Source organism: Arthrobacter tecti, assembly GCF_054511355.1.
The window spans coordinates 263,620-276,794 of sequence record NZ_JBTNCT010000001.1 but is presented as its reverse complement, the minus strand read 5'-3'; the positions used below and the strand labels follow the sequence as shown (position 1 = coordinate 276,794).

General features: G+C 64.9%; 16 protein-coding genes and 1 riboswitch. Of the genes, 15 read left to right on the top strand and 1 reads right to left on the bottom strand.

Going from position 1 to position 13,175, the window contains the following annotated elements; translation table 11 throughout:
- Positions 1-70: 70 nt before the first annotated feature.
- From aspS to hisF, 10 genes are all read left to right on the top strand, one after another.
- Positions 71-1,849 carry an aspartate--tRNA ligase gene (gene aspS, locus ACX80C_RS01280; RefSeq protein ID WP_459324414.1) on the top strand — a complete coding sequence of 593 codons (1,779 nt, stop codon included), beginning with the start codon at positions 71-73 and terminating at the stop codon, positions 1,847-1,849.
- Positions 1,850-1,910: 61 nt separating this feature from the next.
- Positions 1,911-2,047: riboswitch (FMN riboswitch) on the top strand.
- Between the two features lie 108 nt (positions 2,048-2,155).
- A complete protein-coding gene (gene pnuC, locus ACX80C_RS01275) occupies positions 2,156-2,842 on the top strand; it encodes a nicotinamide riboside transporter PnuC (protein ID WP_459324413.1) in 687 nt (228 codons plus the stop codon).
- Positions 2,839-3,912 carry a bifunctional diaminohydroxyphosphoribosylaminopyrimidine deaminase/5-amino-6-(5-phosphoribosylamino)uracil reductase RibD gene (gene ribD, locus ACX80C_RS01270; RefSeq protein ID WP_459324412.1) on the top strand — a complete coding sequence of 358 codons (1,074 nt, stop codon included), beginning with the start codon at positions 2,839-2,841 and terminating at the stop codon, positions 3,910-3,912. Before pnuC ends, ribD begins: the two co-directional genes overlap by 4 nt.
- A complete protein-coding gene (locus tag ACX80C_RS01265; protein ID WP_459324411.1) occupies positions 3,913-4,536 on the top strand; it encodes a riboflavin synthase in 624 nt (207 codons plus the stop codon). It abuts the gene before it with no gap.
- On the top strand, positions 4,533-5,231 hold the full coding sequence (ribB, locus tag ACX80C_RS01260) for a 3,4-dihydroxy-2-butanone-4-phosphate synthase (protein ID WP_459324410.1): 699 nt from the start codon (positions 4,533-4,535) through the stop codon (positions 5,229-5,231). Before ACX80C_RS01265 ends, ribB begins: the two co-directional genes overlap by 4 nt.
- A complete protein-coding gene (gene ribA, locus ACX80C_RS01255; RefSeq protein ID WP_459324409.1) occupies positions 5,228-5,872 on the top strand; it encodes a GTP cyclohydrolase II in 645 nt (214 codons plus the stop codon). The genes ribB and ribA overlap by 4 nt, the downstream gene beginning before the upstream one ends.
- A 41-nt stretch (positions 5,873-5,913) precedes the next feature.
- Positions 5,914-6,402 carry a 6,7-dimethyl-8-ribityllumazine synthase gene (gene ribH / locus ACX80C_RS01250; protein WP_459324408.1) on the top strand — a complete coding sequence of 163 codons (489 nt, stop codon included), beginning with the start codon at positions 5,914-5,916 and terminating at the stop codon, positions 6,400-6,402.
- Between the two features lie 63 nt (positions 6,403-6,465).
- Positions 6,466-6,729 (top strand): phosphoribosyl-ATP diphosphatase, encoded by a 264-nt coding sequence (locus ACX80C_RS01245; protein ID WP_459324407.1) that lies wholly within the window; start codon positions 6,466-6,468, stop codon positions 6,727-6,729.
- Positions 6,730-6,811: 82 nt separating this feature from the next.
- Positions 6,812-7,654: an ATP phosphoribosyltransferase gene (gene hisG / locus ACX80C_RS01240; protein WP_459324406.1), complete on the top strand. Its 843-nt coding sequence runs from the start codon at positions 6,812-6,814 to the stop codon at positions 7,652-7,654.
- A 14-nt stretch (positions 7,655-7,668) separates the two neighbouring features.
- Positions 7,669-8,439, top strand: a complete 771-nt coding sequence (gene hisF / locus ACX80C_RS01235; RefSeq protein WP_459324405.1) for an imidazole glycerol phosphate synthase subunit HisF — start codon at positions 7,669-7,671, stop codon at positions 8,437-8,439.
- Between the two features lie 27 nt (positions 8,440-8,466).
- On the opposite strand, the gene ACX80C_RS01230 is transcribed toward hisF, so the two are convergent.
- A complete protein-coding gene (locus tag ACX80C_RS01230; RefSeq protein WP_459324618.1) occupies positions 8,467-9,111 on the bottom strand; it encodes a TIGR03085 family metal-binding protein in 645 nt (214 codons plus the stop codon).
- Positions 9,112-9,247: 136 nt separating this feature from the next.
- On the opposite strand from ACX80C_RS01230, the gene hisI reads away from it, so the two are divergent.
- From hisI to trpC, 5 genes are all read left to right on the top strand, one after another.
- The gene (hisI, locus tag ACX80C_RS01225) at positions 9,248-9,649 is read left to right on the top strand and encodes a phosphoribosyl-AMP cyclohydrolase (RefSeq protein ID WP_459324404.1); all 402 of its coding nucleotides are present in this window, start codon (positions 9,248-9,250) and stop codon (positions 9,647-9,649) included.
- A gap of 109 nt (positions 9,650-9,758) precedes the next feature.
- Positions 9,759-11,321, top strand: a complete 1,563-nt coding sequence (locus ACX80C_RS01220) for an anthranilate synthase component I (protein WP_459324403.1) — start codon at positions 9,759-9,761, stop codon at positions 11,319-11,321.
- Positions 11,322-11,323: 2 nt separating this feature from the next.
- Positions 11,324-11,935: a Trp biosynthesis-associated membrane protein gene (locus tag ACX80C_RS01215; RefSeq protein WP_459324402.1), complete on the top strand. Its 612-nt coding sequence runs from the start codon at positions 11,324-11,326 to the stop codon at positions 11,933-11,935.
- Positions 11,936-12,022: 87 nt separating this feature from the next.
- Positions 12,023-12,334 (top strand): HGxxPAAW family protein, encoded by a 312-nt coding sequence (locus ACX80C_RS01210; protein ID WP_459324401.1) that lies wholly within the window; start codon positions 12,023-12,025, stop codon positions 12,332-12,334.
- On the top strand, positions 12,335-13,135 hold the full coding sequence (gene trpC / locus ACX80C_RS01205) for an indole-3-glycerol phosphate synthase TrpC (RefSeq protein ID WP_459324400.1): 801 nt from the start codon (positions 12,335-12,337) through the stop codon (positions 13,133-13,135).
- Positions 13,136-13,175 lie beyond the last annotated feature (40 nt).

Here is a 13,175-nt window from a genome sequence, read left to right as displayed (position 1 = left end):
TGCGTTCCAACGGTAAACTCGAACGGATCGATCGAATTTCTCTAGAGTCAATCACACCGGAAGGAATGCTGTGCTGCGCACACATGACCTTGGTTCGCTACGGACCGGGCACATTGGACAAACCGTAACCCTCGCCGGATGGGTGGCCCGCCGTCGTGATCACGGTGGTGTGGCATTCCTGGATCTGCGCGATGCCTCAGGTGTTGCCCAGGTGGTGGTGCGGGAGGAGGACGTGTTCTCTTCCCTGCGCAACGAGTACGTCCTGCAGATTATCGGCACCGTCGAGAAGCGTCCGGAGGGCAACGAGAATCCCGCGCTCGGAACGGGCGAAATTGAAGTCATTGCGGAGAAGGTGGAGATCCTCAACACCTCGGATCCGCTGCCCTTCCAGATTGATGAGCACGTGGAGGTCGGCGAGGAAGCCCGGCTGAAGCACCGCTACCTCGATCTTCGACGTCCCGCACCGAACGCCAACCTCCGGCTGCGTTCGGAGGCCAACCGTGTTGCCCGGGAGCTGCTGCACACAGACGGCTATGTGGAGATCGAAACGCCTACCCTGACGCGTTCCACTCCGGAAGGCGCCCGCGACTTCGTGGTGCCGGCCCGTCTTGCACCCGGTTCCTGGTACGCGCTCCCGCAGTCGCCGCAGCTGTTCAAGCAGCTCCTCCAGGTGGGCGGGTTCGAGAAGTACTACCAGATTGCGCGCTGCTACCGCGACGAAGACTTCCGCGCCGACCGGCAGCCCGAGTTCACCCAGCTGGATATCGAGGCGAGCTTTGTTGAGCAGGACGACATCATCGCCCTCGGCGAGCAGCTGGTAAAGGCCCTCTGGCGCCTGATCGACGTCGAGATCCCGACGCCCATCCAGCGCATGACATACGCCGACGCGATGGCATGCTACGGCTCCGACAAGCCTGACCTCCGCTTCGGTCTCGAACTGACGGAACTTACCGAGTACTTCAAGGACACGGAGTTCGGCGTGTTCAAGGCCGCGTACGTGGGTGCGGTCGTGATGCCCGGCGGTGCCGCCCAGCCGCGCCGCCAGCTTGACGCGTGGCAGGAGTGGGCAAAGCAGCGTGGCGCGAAGGGGCTCGCGTACGTCCTGATCGACGACGACGGCAGCCTCCGCGGTCCCGTTGCGAAAAACCTCACGGACACCGAGCGGGAGGGCCTGGCCGCCGCTGTGGGAGCGAAGCCGGGTGACTGCATCTTCTTCGCCGCGGGTGAGAAGCCGTCGTCGCGCGCGTTGCTGGGCGCTGCGCGCGTCGAGATCGGGCACCGGACGGGGTTGATCGACCCCAGCGCCTGGGCGTTCGTCTGGGTGGTGGATGCGCCGATGTTCGAGCCCGCCTCGGAGGCTGTGGCGGCCGGTGACGTTGCCGTCGGATCCGGAGCATGGACGGCGGTGCACCACGCCTTCACCTCACCAAAGCCGGAGTATGTGGACAGCTTCGATACGGACCCGAGCAGCGCGCTGGCGTACGCGTACGACATCGTGTGCAACGGCAACGAGATCGGCGGCGGGTCCATCCGTATTCACCAGCGTGATGTCCAGGAACGCGTTTTCGCGGTCATGGGGTTGAGCGCGGAGGATGCCCAGGAGAAGTTCGGCTTCCTGCTTGAGGGCTTCAAGTACGGCGCGCCTCCGCATGGCGGTATCGCCTTCGGTTGGGACCGCGTGGTTGCTCTCCTGGCAGGTACCGACTCCATCCGCGACGTCATTGCCTTCCCGAAGACCGGCGCCGGCTACGACCCGCTGACAGCCGCTCCAGCACCGATCACCGCGCAGCAGCGCAAGGAGGCAGGCGTCGACGCAAAACCAGTCGAGAAGCCGGACGCGAGAGGTTGATCTCACTTCGTGACGCGCGGAGCGCGCGCATGTCACAGGTGTGAAAGAATATCCCTCGTACAACGTGCTCCGGGGTCGGTGTAAGTCCGAACCGGCGGTTATAGTCCGCGACCCGCGCGCTGCTGGAGACAGCATCAAACGGTTGAGCCGGTGAAATTCCGGCACCGACAGTTAAAGTCTGGATGGGAGAAGCATGTGCAGCCCTTGGGTGTGCACCGTTGTCGGCGTTCGCGCGTCGATTCCCGGTGTCCGCCGGGCGCTGTGTCGTTAACCCTGGAGCCGCAATTACGAGCTTGAGGGATCGACATGGAATTTCTGCGGTGGCTCTTCGAAGCCCAGATCTTCATCGGAGGCAGTCCGCTGCTTGTCCGGGAAGTTCTCGGGAACGTCTTCGGCCTGCTGAGCGCCCTGGGCGGCATGCGCCGGAAAGTCTGGGCCTGGCCCGTAGGCATCGCCGGGAACCTTCTTCTACTCACGGTTTTCCTCGGCTCGGTCTTTGGCGGTGTATCGACGGCGAACCTGCTCGGACAGGCCGCCCGGCAGGTCATGTTCATCGCTGTGGCAGTCTACGGGTGGCGCCGCTGGCGGCAAGCCCGCTCCTCCGCTGGGACCGCCATTACACCGCGCTGGGCATCGAGCCGCACGCGAGTCGGCCTTGTCGCCGCCATGATCCTCGGTACCGTGGCGCTGACGCCGCTGTTTCGGGCGTTGGGCTCCTACGAGCCGGTCTGGGCGGATGCCTGGACCTTCGTCGGTTCCCTGCTTGCCACCTTCGGCATGGCGAAGGGATGGGTGGAATTCTGGCTCATCTGGGTGACTGTCGACGTGGTCGGCGTCCCGCTACTTTTCAGCGCCGGCTACTACGCGTCCGCCTTCATGTACCTGTTCTACGGCATTTTCACGCTCGTGGGCTTCGTGGTGTGGGCGCGCGCGCAGCGCAGGTCCCAGACCGATGAACAGCTCGCCGCGAGCGCTGAACCGAGCCTGCCATGACTGCCGGGACCGGCATCACCGCGGCGGAGATGATGGCCATGGAGAACGCCCTGCTGCTGGCCGGACAGGGAGTGCGGGGAGCGAATCCGCTGGTCGGGGCTGTCATCCTCGACAACGACGGCGCCATGGTCGCCAGTGGCGCGCACCGGGGAGCAGGCACTGACCATGCGGAGATCGCCGCCCTCAAGAACGCCGCCCAGCAGGGCATCAATCCGTCCGGGTGCACCATGGTGGTCACCCTCGAGCCGTGCAACCATACCGGCCGCACCGGACCCTGCACCCAGGCTATTGCCGGGACGGGAATCCGCCGGGTGGTGTATGCGGCGGCAGATGCCAACCCAACGGCAGCAGGGGGTGCGGCGTGGCTCGCCGGGCAGGGGATCGACGTCGTCGGCGGACTTCTTGCCGAAGCCGGCGAGGAACTGAACCGGCGCTGGGGGAAGGCAGTTCAGGAGCAGCGTCCGTTTGTGACCGTCAAGGTTGCGCAGAGCCTGGATTCCCAGTCCGCCGCAGCGGACGGCTCAAGTCAGTGGATAACCGGTCCGCATGCCCGCGCTGACGGCCACACGATTCGCGCGCGGGTCGATGCCGTGCTGGTCGGCACAGGAACTGTGCTCTCCGACGATCCTCAACTGACTGCTCGTGCACTCGATGGCGCTGATGCGCCCCGCCAGCCGCTTCGGGCGGCAATGGGTTTCCGGAACATCCCGGAGGGTGCAGCGATCCGCGGAGAAGGATTTATCCACCTCCGAACCCATGACCCGCACGCGGCGCTGAACGAGCTTCATAGCCGCGGTGCCCGCCATGTCCTCGTGGAGGGCGGACCACAGTTGGCCGGTGTGTTCCTCATGGCCGACCTGGTGGACGAACTCTTCACCTACATTGCACCGATGCTGCTTGGTGCGGGCATCCCGGCGTTCCAGCGGCTCGGCGTCGCAACACTCGCTGACGCGCATGTGTGGCGGCTGGACCCGGACGGCGCAGCGCCTCTCACCCAACTGGGCGACGACGTCCGCCTGCATTTCAAACCCATTGCGCCTCCTCCGGCGCACCCAGCGAAAGGTTCGTGAGTGTTCACAGGAATAGTGACCGGACAGGGTACAGTGGTCGCCGTCCAGCAGGACGGGGACAGCGCGGTACTGGAGTTCGACGCCGGGGAAACCGGGCTTGGCCTGCAGCCCGGCGGGTCAATCGCCGTGAATGGCGTCTGCCTCACAGCGACAGAGAACAACGACTCGCGGATCCGCGTCGATGTGATGGGCGAAACGCTCACCCGCACGACAACCGGGGAGCTGGCACCGGGGGACTCCGTCAACCTGGAACGCTGTGTCCCGGCCGGTGGACGGCTGGATGGGCACGTGGTCCAGGGCCACGTCGACGGCGTGGGCGCTTTGCTCGAACGTGAGGACCTCGGCTCGTGGGAGCGGCTGCGTTTCAGCGTACCCGCACCGCTTGACCGCTATGCGGCCCGGAAGGGTTCCATAGCGGTCGACGGGGTGTCCCTCACGGTAACGGCAGTAAGCGATGCGGGGACGGCAGAGCCGTGGTTCGAAGTCGGCCTCATTCCGACCACCCTGAGTGAAACCGGCCTCGGCGCCAAGGTTGCCGGCGACCGGGTGAACCTTGAAATGGATGTCCTCGCCAAATATGCCGAGCGGCTGCTGGGCTTCGCTTCGAACGGAGGCCAGGGATGAGCGCGCCGCAGACAGCACGGAGCACGGAGACCGCACAGGCGGGAACCAGCGGCGCCGGTGTGCCGGCCATTGCCCTTGACCCGGTGGAGGCGGCGGTGGCAGCAATCGCCGCGGGGCGTGCCGTCGTCGTCGTCGATGATGCGAACCGTGAGAACGAGGGTGACATCATTTTCGCCGCGCAGTTCGCAACGCCGGAACTGACGGGGTGGACCATCCGATACTCCTCGGGCGTGCTGTGCGTTCCGCTGACGAGTCTGGCCGCGGATCGACTGGACCTGCCCGCCATGGTCGCTGACAACCAGGATGCCAAGCAGACGGCGTACACCGTGTCCTGCGACGCCGCCCAGGGGGTGAGCACCGGTATCAGCGCGGCTGACCGGGCGCTGACGGCGCGGACACTGGCGTCGCCGTCGTCGTCGGCCGCCCACCTCACCCGGCCCGGGCACATGTTCCCGCTGCGCGCCGTGGACGGCGGCGTGTCAGTACGGCGGGGCCACACGGAGGCAGCGATTGACCTGTGCCGGCTCGCGGGCGTGGAGCAGGCAGCGGTGATCGCCGAAGTCGCACACGACGACGGCGCCATGATGCGCCTGCCCGCGCTACGGGAATTCGCGACGGCGCACGGCGCCCCACTGATCTCGATTGAGGACCTGGCTGCCTATCTTGCTGCGCCGGGAGCTGGGAGCGTCGAATGAGCACGCTGACGGGCGGGCCCGAGGTGGCAATCCCGACGGCATTCGGGGCCTTCCGCGCGCGGGCGTGGACCGTGTCAGAGTCAGCTGTTGAGCATCTGAGCATGTCCGCGCCGGGAAGCGGGGAAGAAGACGTGGCCCCATTGGTGCGCCTGCACTCCGAATGCCTGACCGGGGACGTCTTCGGTTCCCATCGGTGCGACTGCGGCGAACAGCTGGACCAGGCCCTGGAACTCATCCAGGAACAGGGTGGATCGGTGCTCTACCTGCGCGGTCAGGAGGGCAGGGGGATTGGGCTCGCGAACAAGCTGAGGGCATACGCGCTGCAGGAGAACGGCGCGGACACCGTCGAGGCGAACGAGCAGCTCGGACTGCCCGTGGATTCCCGCGACTACCAGGTGGCCGCGGGGATCCTGAAGGAGCTTGGGATGCCCCGGATCCGGCTGCTCAGCAATAATCCGCTCAAACGCGACCACCTTGAGCGCTACGGAATAACAGTTGTCTCAATGGTGCCTTCGCACATTCCGTCGCGGCTGGAGAACAGGCATTACCTCGAAACCAAGCGCGACCGCCTGAACCACCAGCTCTCCCACCTGCAGGAGCATCTGGATAAGCCGCAGGAAAAGATCGTCCAGCAAAGCTGAACGCCCTCCCAACTATCACCGTTACTTCCATAAGGAGAACCATGAGCGGCCACGGCGCGCCCAGTATTGACCTCACCACCATCACCGAGTTTGCCCTGCAGAAGCCTGTCCGGCTTGCCGTCGTAGCTGCGAGCTGGCACACCGCGATCATGGACGGGCTCCTCGACGGCGCCAGGCGCGCAGCCGCGGAGGCGGGAATCGAGCCGGACGTTCTGCGCGTTCCCGGGAGTTTCGAGTTGCCCGTCGCCGCGGCGAGGCTGGCACCCTATTACGACGCCGTCGTCGCTCTCGGTGTTGTGATCCGCGGTGGCACACCGCATTTCGACTATGTCTGCCAGGCCGCGACCTCGGGGCTCACCGAGGTCAGCGTCCGCACCGGCGTGCCGGTGGGCTTCGGAGTCCTCACCTGTGACACGGAGGATCAGGGACTGGAGCGCGCGGGCCTCGCCGGCTCGAGCGAGGACAAAGGTTATGAGGCCACCGTCGCCGCCCTCACCACAGCGGCGGTACTAGGCCCCTGGAGCCGGTAGAGCTTCGTCACATACTTTGGGCCGGATACGGCGTATTCGTTTCTACCCAGTAACCTAGGCAGAGTGAAATCCTTCGACACCCTCTTTGCCGAGCTGAGCGAGAAAGCCTCCGCCCGTCCTTCCGGGTCACGTACGGTGGCCGAGCTGGATTCGGGTGTGCATGGCATCGGCAAGAAGGTCGTGGAAGAGGCAGCCGAGGTCTGGATGGCCGCGGAGTACCAGTCGAACGAGGAAGCAGCCGAGGAAATCTCCCAGCTGCTCTATCACCTCCAGGTGATGATGATCGCCAAGGGGCTCACGCTCGAGGACGTCTACAAGCATCTCTAGCCGCGCGCCGGGCATTCCTTGACGAATTCCGCGCGTGGCCCCTGTGAGCCTGCCCCAAGGAAACCCTCCCAGAAGGAACCCCATGCTTCGAGTAGCAGTCCCCAACAAGGGATCCCTGTCAGAATCGGCCTCCGCCATGCTCGGCGAATCAGGCTACCGCCAACGCCGCGACACCCGCGAGCTGGTCATGGTGGATCCGGAGAACGAGATCGAGTTTTTCTTCCTCCGTCCGCGTGACATCGCCGTCTACGTCGGTGCAGGCACGCTCGACGTCGGAATCACCGGCCGCGACCTCTTCCTGGACGCACAGGTGGACGCGGAGGAGCTGCTGCCGCTTGGCTTCGGTGCCTCAACCTTCCGCTTCGCCGGTCCCGTAGGCCATTTCTCCTCCGTGAAGGAGCTCGACGGACGCCGGCTGGCCACCAGCTACGACGGCCTGCTTCGCGCCTTTCTCGCCGAGCAGGGAGTCGATGCCACAGTGGTCCGCCTGGACGGAGCGGTGGAGTCCTCCGTGCGCCTCGGCGTCGCGGACGCTATTGCCGACGTCGTCGAAACCGGTAACACCCTCAAAGCGGCGGGGATGGAAATTTTCGGGGACCCGATTCTCCGCAGTGAGGCTATTCTCATCGGCCGTAAGGGCGCTGCCCCCGAAGGACTGGACATCCTCATCCGACGCCTGCAGGGCGTTCTGGTTGCACGTCAGTACGTTCTCCTTGACTACGACATCCGCAAGGAGCTGGTGGACGAGGCGGCGGCGCTGACCCCGGGGCTCGAGTCGCCCACCGTTTCGCCGCTTCGCGACTCCGAGTGGGTTGCGGTGCGCTCGATGGTGAAACGGAACCGCACCAACCAGATCATGGACGAGCTGTACGACCTCGGCGCACGTGCCATCCTGGTCAGCACCATCCACGCCTGCCGGATCTAGCAAGGGAACTTCTCATGAGCGTGGCAATCCGCGTTATCCCGTGCCTTGACGTCGACGCCGGGCGGGTAGTGAAGGGAGTCAACTTCGAGGATCTCCGTGATGCCGGCGATCCGGTTGAACTTGCCCACCGCTACGACCGCGCCGGCGCTGACGAACTGACGTTCCTCGATGTCACTGCGTCATCGAGTAATCGCGACACCACCTTCGATGTTGTCGCGCAGACCGCTGAGGAAGTCTTCATCCCACTCACAGTCGGCGGAGGCGTGCGGGAGATTTCCGACGTCGACAGGCTCTTGAGGTTCGGCGCGGACAAGGCGTCCATCAACACCGCTGCCGTAGCACGTCCCCAGGTTATCGATGAAATCACGTCGCACTTCGGTTCGCAGGTTCTGGTGCTGAGCCTTGATGCGCGCCGTACCCACGACGCCTCCACACCATCGGGTTACGAGGTGACCACACATGGCGGACGGAAAGGCACCGGGATCGACGCCGTTGCCTGGGCGCGTGAGGCGGCTGACCGGGGCGTGGGGGAGATCCTGCTGAACTCGATCGACGCAGACGGTACGAAGCAGGGCTTCGACCTGGCGATGATCCGTGCAGTCCGCGCAGCGGTGAAGGTTCCCCTGATTGCTTCCGGAGGCGCGGGCGAGCCTGCCCACTTCCCGCCCGCGGTGGAGGCGGGAGCCGATGCGGTGCTCGCGGCATCGGTATTCCACTTCGGTCCGGTGAACGCTATCGCCGAGGTGAAGAAGGCAATCCGCGACGCCGGTTTCCCGGTCAGGTAAGCCGGACCGCCCCCGGTAAGGTGGCCGTCACAGACCTACTTCAGCACTGTCCAGCAGGGCGACGGCGTCGGGCTGGCCCTCGAAAGTGACCAACGCGTGCCGCGTACGGCCATGTGCGTGCATCAGGAGTTCCCCGGGCTCGCCGACGATCGCCACCGAAACGGGTGCCCGCTTTGCCACATGGCGCGGACCGTCCGGCCGAACGAGCACAATGCCGAGGTCCACCCCGCGGTAGAGGATGGCTGCACGTTTGATCAGCTCGTCCCAGAGGGCGTTCGAATATTCTTCATCCAGCGCGCGTGGCGCCCACCGGCTGCGTGCGCGGCGGACGTCCTCGGTATGGACGAAATACTCGATGAGGTTAGTGCTCGCATCGATCGACGGAATCCGCATCGGCGAGTAGAAAGGGTGGCCCTTCTGGAAGTCGTCGACCAACTTCTCGTAGGACGCGGCTGTTGCGGATTTCGCCGCCAGCTTGCGGGTAGCCTTCTCGGAAACGACGGCTAGGGGCTTGATCACAGCGCCGATTCCCACGCTCGGCCGGTGGCCGCGCAGATAAAGGTGGGCAGCGAGCTCCTTGGTCTGCCACCCGTCACACAGCGTAGGGGAGTGAGGCCCGGCCGCAAGGAGTGTTTCGGCAAGGACAACACGTGAGGGATCTACGAAATGCATCACTGCTGAAAATAGCATGACAGGCTGCATTCCTGCGCTGCTGTCCGGGCGATTCGCAGGTGCTTACCTCGCCGGTTCCTTCCGACGTACACCCTCATGCGAAGTTGCCTTGGCGCGCGCGACTAGAATCAATGCGATGTCACTTCACCCTGCCACCCCGGATCCTGCTTCTGCAGACTCGCAGCCCACCCTCGACCCGGCGGTCGCCGGCGCGCTGAAACGGGACGCCGCCGGGCTCGTCGCGGCAGTTATCCAGGACCACGCCACCGGCGAGGTGCTGATGCTCGGTTGGATGGATGATGAAGCGCTGCGCCGCACGCTCACCACGGGAAGAGTGACCTTCTACTCGCGTTCCCGCCGGAAGTACTGGCGCAAGGGGGACACCTCCGGCCACAAGCAGTTCGTGAAGTCTGTTGCGCTGGATTGCGACGGCGATGCCCTGCTGGTGCGCGTGGACCAGTTGGGCGCCGCTTGCCACACCGGCACGCGGACCTGTTTCGAGGGCAGGGGACTCGACGCAGTTGTCGGTTCCAGATGACACGCTCCGGCTAATTCAAAGACGAAGAACGGCACTGCCGGACAATCAAGCAGGCAGGAATCACAGCGGGCGCATCTCTTGGGTGTGCAGAAAAAGGAAGATGCAGCACATGGACGAGCTCGGAGTGATCAGCCCCAGCCTTGAGGAGTTCCGCGCGCTGGCGCAGGACAGGCGCGTCATACCTGTTCACCTGACGGTGCTTGACGACGCGCACACGCCGATCGGGATCTACCGCAAGCTCGCGGACTCTCATCCAGGCACGTTCCTGATGGAATCGGCTGCGGAGGGCGGCGTGTGGTCCCGCTATTCGTTCATCGGAGTCAATTCGCGGGCTACCCTCACCACAGAGTCTGGAGAGGCGCGTTGGTTAGGTGTTCCGCCGGCCGGAGTACCTGTGGACGGCAACCCGGTCGAGGCGCTGCGAAAGACCGTCGAGGCCCTCCAAACCCCCCGATTCGAAGGCCTTCCACCCTTCACCTCGGGCATGGTCGGTTTCATCGGCTGGGAATCGGTGCGTCACTGGGAACGCCTGACCTCCCCGCCGGAAGACGACCTGGACCTGCCCGAGCTCGCCATGAACCTGGTGACTGACATGGCGGTCCATGACAACACGGGCGGGAAGGTCACCCTGGTCGCGAACGCGATCAATTACGACAATTCCTCCGAACGGGTGGACGAGGCGTGGCACGAGGCAGTGGGGCGTGTGAACAGCATGCTCTCCAGGCTCGGGACTGCCGCGGACCAGCCGGTGTCAGTACTTGCCGGGGGTCCGGTTGATACAGCCACCCTGATGTCGCGGGTCCACGAACGCTGGGACCGTGACCGCTACCTCGCCGCGATTGAAAAGGGCAAGGAGGCGATCATCGAAGGCGAAGTCTTCCAGGTGGTGATTTCGCGCCGCTTCGAGCTCGACTGCGAGGCGTCGGCGCTGGACGTCTACAGGGTTTTGCGGACCACTAACCCGAGCCCCTACATGTACCTCTTCAGCCTGCAGGATGCCGCCGGACGTGCCTACTCCATCGTGGGTTCCTCGCCCGAAGCCCTGGTGACGGTCAACGGCGCAGAAGTGATCACACACCCCATCGCCGGGTCGCGGCCGAGGGGGAAAACGGGTGAACAGGACCGCGCGCTGGCCGAAGAGCTGCTTGCGGACGAAAAGGAGCGCGCCGAGCACCTCATGCTGGTGGATCTTGCCCGCAACGACATCTCGAAGGTGTGCCGTCCCGGAACCGTGGACGTAACGCAATTCATGGAGGTGGAGCGATTCAGCCACATCATGCACCTGGTGTCCACCGTGGTCGGTGAGCTTGACCCGTCGAAGTCCGCCTACGACGTCCTGGCGGCGACCTTTCCCGCCGGCACCCTCTCCGGGGCTCCCAAGCCGCGCGCGCTACGCCTGCTCGACGAACTCGAGCCCCACAAGCGCGGAATCTACGGCGGGGTGGTCGGCTACTTCGATTTCGCGGGAGACATGGATATGGCGATCGCAATCCGCTCGGCCCTGCTCCGCGACAACCGGGCGTACGTGCAGGCCGGGGGAGGCATCGTCGCGGACTCTGATCTTGAGGCCGAAGCGCTCGAGAGTGTGAACAAGGCCGCTGCGCCCCTCCGGGCGGCGCTCATCGCGTCCAGTCTCAGCCCGGCCACCGATGCAAGAGTTGGGAGAGAGTGAGCATGACCAAGGAACCACCGGCACCGGGTGCAGCGCCGCTGAGACGACGCAAGGGCATAGTGGTTCTGGCAACCGTCGTTGCAGCGCTGGCGGCGTTCGGAAGCACAACCCAGACCTGGTTATCCGTTCTGCTCCCGCAGGACGCGGTGCAGACACCGTCAATCCAGGTGCCGGGATCCGACGCCGCCACGGCAGTGACCGCGTTCGCCCTTGTCGGTCTCGCTGCGGCCCTGGCCGCCTCCATCGCCGGAACCATTGCACGCTGGATCATCACGCTGATCCTGATGGTCGCTGGCGCCGGAATTGTTTGGAGCAGTCTCGCTGTCATCCTGGATCCGCTACCCGCGGCAGCACCGGCGATCGGTGACGCGTTGGGGGTAAGCGCACCGCAGGGCGTGTCGGTGTCTATTACGCCCATGCCGTGGGTCGCCGTCGTCGCCGGCATTCTGCTGATCATTTGCGCGCTCTGGATTCTTGGCGCTGGTCGCCGTTGGAATGCCGCGCGCCGCTACGAGAAGTCCGTGCGAAGAAAGCCTGCGACGGCGACCAACAGGAACGCGGACGAGATCGACAGTTGGGACAGCCTGAGCAGGGGAGAAGACCCCACCCGCTGACGAGGGGCTCTGTTTTCACGACATCAACGAGCTGTTCGAATCAATGGCAGAATGGACATCAGACACAGCACCACAAGGAGATGCACCATGGCTAGAACTGCGCCCGCAACCCAGTCCAGCGACGACGCCCGCATGGCCGGCCACTCGGCTTCGCATGATGAAACCATCGGACACGGCAACAGTCCTGCCGCGTGGACCTGCGTGTTTGTCATGCTCGCGGGCGCCGCGCTTTCCTCCTTCGCGTATATCTTTGCAAGCACCGAGGGAAATCACGACGCCGGAACCCTCCTGTTCTGGATCGGTGCGCTCGTCATGGTGGTGGGCCTGGTCCTCGGTGTTGTGCTGAAGAAAGCCGGCTACGGGGTTGGCGGGCACAAGCTTAAGAACTCCGAGCACTAAGTGAGCGTTCTGGACGACATCATTGACGGGGTCCGGGAGGATCTGACAGCACGCAGGTCGCGGGTGACGCTGGAAGAGGTCCGAGCCGCGGCTGAGCAGGCGCCGGCTCCGCGCGATGCCTATGACGTGCTGAACGCATCCAACGGCGGCGTCCGCGTCATCGCCGAAGTCAAACGGAAGAGTCCCTCGAAGGGGAGCCTGTCTGAGATCCGGGACCCCGCGGAACTGGCTGCGGCGTACGAACGCGGCGGTGCCGCCGTCGTCAGCGTGCTTACGGAGGAACGCCGCTTCGGTGGTTCGCTGGCGGACCTGGACGCCGTCAGGGAATCGGTGAACCTGCCGATCCTCCGTAAGGATTTCACCGTCGATGATTACCAGATCTGGGAAGCACGGGCGCATGGGGCGGACCTGATCCTCCTCATTGTCGCAGCCCTGTCTGACGAGGAACTCCGTACCTTTCTCGCCCTGACGCACGAGCTGGGAATGAATGCGCTGGTTGAGACGCACACTCCGGAGGAAGTGGAACGCGCCGTCGCACTCGGGGCCCGCATCATCGGGGTAAATGTACGAAATCTGAAGACCCTGGACATCGACCGCTCGGTGTTCGGGACGCTGGCGGCCCTCATCCCAGCGGGCGTGGTGGTAGTGGCTGAATCCGGCGTGCGGGACATCGCAGACGTCGAGCAATTCGCCGCCCAGGGCGCCCGAGCGGTCCTGGTCGGAGAAGCTCTGGTTCGCCATGAGAACCCCGAGGCCACCGTGCGCGACTTCATGCGCACCGGCCGCGCATTGCACAACTGACGCCGTTCCGCGGCTTCAAAGCACCCGAATCACGACAGGA